This is a genomic window from Actinomadura sp. DC4 (assembly GCF_030406325.1).
Taxonomy (GTDB): Bacteria; Actinomycetota; Actinomycetes; order Streptosporangiales; family Streptosporangiaceae; genus Actinoallomurus.
Window position 1 is genome coordinate 1 of sequence record NZ_JAUEQY010000075.1, and the last position, 3,506, is coordinate 3,506.

3 protein-coding genes are annotated in these 3,506 nt (G+C 66.3%); all 3 read left to right on the top strand.

All coding sequences use genetic code 11. The features are described 5' to 3' along the window. Positions 1 to 1,225: extracellular solute-binding protein (locus QWU11_RS46995; protein WP_290121123.1), on the top strand; the 1,225-nt coding region annotated here is incomplete at its 5' end. Positions 1,226 to 1,234: 9 nt separating this feature from the next. Further along, positions 1,235 to 2,599: an ABC transporter permease subunit gene (locus tag QWU11_RS47000; protein WP_290121124.1), complete on the top strand. Its 1,365-nt coding sequence runs from the start codon at positions 1,235 to 1,237 to the stop codon at positions 2,597 to 2,599. Next, the coding region (locus QWU11_RS47005) for a carbohydrate ABC transporter permease (RefSeq protein WP_290121125.1) at positions 2,596 to 3,506 on the top strand (911 nt) is incomplete at its 3' end. The genes QWU11_RS47000 and QWU11_RS47005, both read left to right, overlap by 4 nt.

Sequence of the window (3,506 nt, forward strand, 5' to 3'; positions counted from 1 at the left end):
CAAGGCGAGCACTGGTACGCAGGAGCTCAAGGGCACGACCATTGAGGTCGCGGCGAAGTGGACGGGTCCGGAGCAGGCGAACTTCCAGAAGGTTTTGTCGGCTTTTGAGAAGCAGACGGGGGCGAAGGTGAATTACGCGTCCACCGGTGAGAACGAGGACGCCTATCTTGGTCCGCGTCTGCAGGCGAAGCAGCCGCCGGACATCGCGATCCTGCCGCAGCCGGGTCTGGTCGCGCAGTACGCCAAGAAGGGTGATTTGAAGCCGTTGTCGGCGGATGTCACGGCGGCGATCGATGCGAATTACACGCCGTACTGGAAGAATCTCGGTTCGGTGGATGGCAAGACGTACGGCGTGCTGGTGAAGGCGGCGTACAAGTCGATCATCTGGTACCGGACGAAGGCGTTCGACGACGCGGGTGTGCAGCCTCCGACGGACTGGGCGAGCTTCACCAAGGCGGCGCAGACGCTGTCCGATGCGGGTTCGACGCCGTTCGACCTGGCGGCGGGTTCGGGTGACTCCTGGACGCTGACGGACTGGTTCGAGAACGTGTACCTGTCCCAGGCGGGGCCGGACATGTACGACAAGCTGACCAAGCACGAGATCAAGTGGACCGACCCGTCGGTGACCAAGGCGCTGCAGACGCTGGTGCAGGTCTGGGGCAAGGGCAACATGCTGGCCGGTGGCACCTCGGGTGCGCTTCAGCAGAAGTTCGACGGTTCGGTGACGGACACGTTCGGCAAGAACAAGGCCGCGATGGTCTATGGCGGCGACTTCGCCGCCGCGAACATCGGCACCACCTCCTCCAAGGTCGGCACCGACGCGAAGGTGTTCGCGTTCCCCAAGACCGGGGCGACCGCGCCGGCGGTGCTGGGCGGTGACACCGCGGTGGCGATGAAGGACAGCAAGGGCGCGATGGCGCTGATGAAGTACCTCGCCTCTCCGGAGGCGGGCACGGTCTGGGCCAGTGGCGGCGGCTACATCTCGCCGGACAAGAACGTCAAGCCCGACGCCTACCCGGACGCGCTGACCAAGCAGCTGGTGGCGCAGATGCAGGCGGCCGGTGACGCGGCGCGCTATGACATGTCCGACCAGACGCCGGCGGCGTTCGGTGGTACGCCTGGTCAGGGCGAGTGGGAGGACCTGCGTGGTCTGGTGAAGAACCCGGGCGACATCAAGGGTGCCCAGGCGAAGCTGGAGTCGGACGCGGCCAAGGCCTACAAGTAAGCCGGGACCATGACAGCGATCACTGAAGAGATGGCCTCGCCGCACGACGGCGGCGAGGCCGGGGATCCGCCCCCCGTAGATGGCGGATCGGGCCGGCTCGGCCCGCCCTCGTGGCTCGCGCTGGGGTTCTTGCTCCCCGCGCTGCTGCTGCTGGGCGCGCTCGTGTGCTACCCGATCATTTACACCGCGATCCGGAGCTTCTTCGACGCTTCGGGCAAGAAGATGGTGGGGCTGGACAACTACACCGCCATCTTCACCGACCATGACAGCCTCACGGCGGTGCGCAACACCGCGATCTGGGTTGTGGTCGCCCCCACAGTGGTAACGATTCTGGGCCTGCTGTTCGCCGTGCTGACCGAGCGGATTCGCTGGTCGACGGCGTTCAAGATGGTCGTCTTCATGCCGATGGCCGTCTCGTTCCTGGCCTCGGGTGTGATCTTCCGTCTGGTGTACGAGCAGGACCCCTCGATGGGTGTGGCCAACGCGGTCGTCACCAGCGTGCACGACACCTTCGCCGGCGGTTCACGCTATCCCGGCGCCTCGGTGCGCGACGGTGACAAGAGCCCGGACGTGGCACAGGGCGGCGCGGTCATGAGCCGCCAGGCCGTCCAGCCGGGCGGCACGGCGATCCTCCCGCTGGTCGGTGTCAAGCCCGAGAACCTGCCTAAGACGGTCACCCCGGCCAAGGCCCCCGCGGCGGCGCCCGGCGGGATCTCGGGGCTGGTCTGGTTCGACTTCACCAAGGGCGGCGGTGGCACGCTCAACGCCCCGGACGCGAGTGAGGCCGGGCTGGGCGGGATGAAGGTCCAGGCCGTCTCCGGATCGAAGGTCGTGGGTTCGGCGACGACCGAGGACGACGGTTCGTTCGTGATCAAGAAGCTGCCCGCGGGTTCGTACACGCTGAAGTTGCCCAAGGACAATTTCGCGGCCTCCTACGGCGGGGTGAACTGGCTGGGTTCGGCGTTGATCACTCCGGCGATCATCGCCTCGTACATGTGGGTGTGGGCCGGGTTCGCGATGGTGTTGATCGCGGCCGGGCTGGCGGCCATCCCCCGCGACGCCCTGGAGGCGGCGCGGGTGGACGGTGCGACGGAGTGGCAGGTGTTCCGCCGCGTCACGATCCCGCTGCTGGCGCCCGTGCTGACGGTCGTGTTCGTGACGCTGCTGATCTACGCGTTGAAGGTCTTCGACCTGGTGTTCATCATCGGTGGCGGTGATCCGAACGCGTCGGTCCTGGCGGTACGGATGTGGACCGACTCCTTTGGCGGCGGTAACGACCAGGGTGCGGGTTCGGCGGTGGCGATCCTGCTGTTCCTGCTGGTCGTCCCGGCGATGCTGTTCAACCTGCGAAAGTTTCGACAGGAGAAGCGATGAGCACCGAGACGGCGACCGCACCCGCGGTCATCAAGGAGGATCGTTCCAGTCTGAGCGGCGCCCCCCGCCGGAGCATCGCCTCGCGGATCGCCGCCCGGGTGGGCGGCGGGGTGGTTCAGGTCGTGTTGCTGGTCGTGGCGGTGGTGTGGCTGGTGCCGACCCTGGGGTTGTTCGTGGCCTCGCTGCGGTCGCAGCAGAACGACAACTCCAGTGGCTGGTGGCACATCTTCTCCGCCCCCTCCCAGCTGACGTTCAAGGCCTACAGCGATCTGCTGTCCAAGCCTGATTTCGTGGACTCGTTCTGGAACACGGTGCTGATCGCGGTGCCGGCGACGTTGCTGGTGGTCGGGATCGCCTCGCTGGCGGCGTACGCGTTCGCGTGGCTGGAGTTCCCGGGCCGGGACTGGTTGTTCCTGATCGTGGTGGCGTTGCTGGTCGTGCCGGTGCAGGTCGGGTTGATCCCGGTTTCGAAGCTGTACGGGTGGCTGGGGGTCTTCGGGTCGATCCCGAGTGTGGTGGCCTTCCATGTGGCGTTCGGGTTGCCGTTCGCGATCTTCCTTTTGCGGAACTTCTTCGCCGGGATCCCGCGGGATCTGCTGGAGGCCGCGCGGATGGACGGTGGGAAGGAATGGACGATCTTCGTCAAGGTCATCTTCCCGCTCGGTGGCCCGGCGATCGCCTCGCTGGCGATCTTCCAGTTCTTGTGGGTGTGGAACGACATGCTGGTCTCGCTGGTGTTCGCCAACACCGGTTCCCAGCCGATGACCAAGTGGCTGCAGTCCCAGATGCGGCAGTTCACCGGGAACATCGACATCCTGGCTCCCGGCGCGTTCTTGTCCCTGGTCGTACCCCTGGCCGTGTTCTTCGCGTTCCAGCGCTACTTCGTCCAGGGCGTCCTCGCCGGCTC

What these genes read in the sequence shown, in the direction of transcription:
- QWU11_RS47000 (WP_290121124.1), top strand. Translation starts at nt 1,235, where the DNA reads ATGACAGCGATCACTGAAGAGATGGCCTCGCCGCACGACGGCGGCGAG.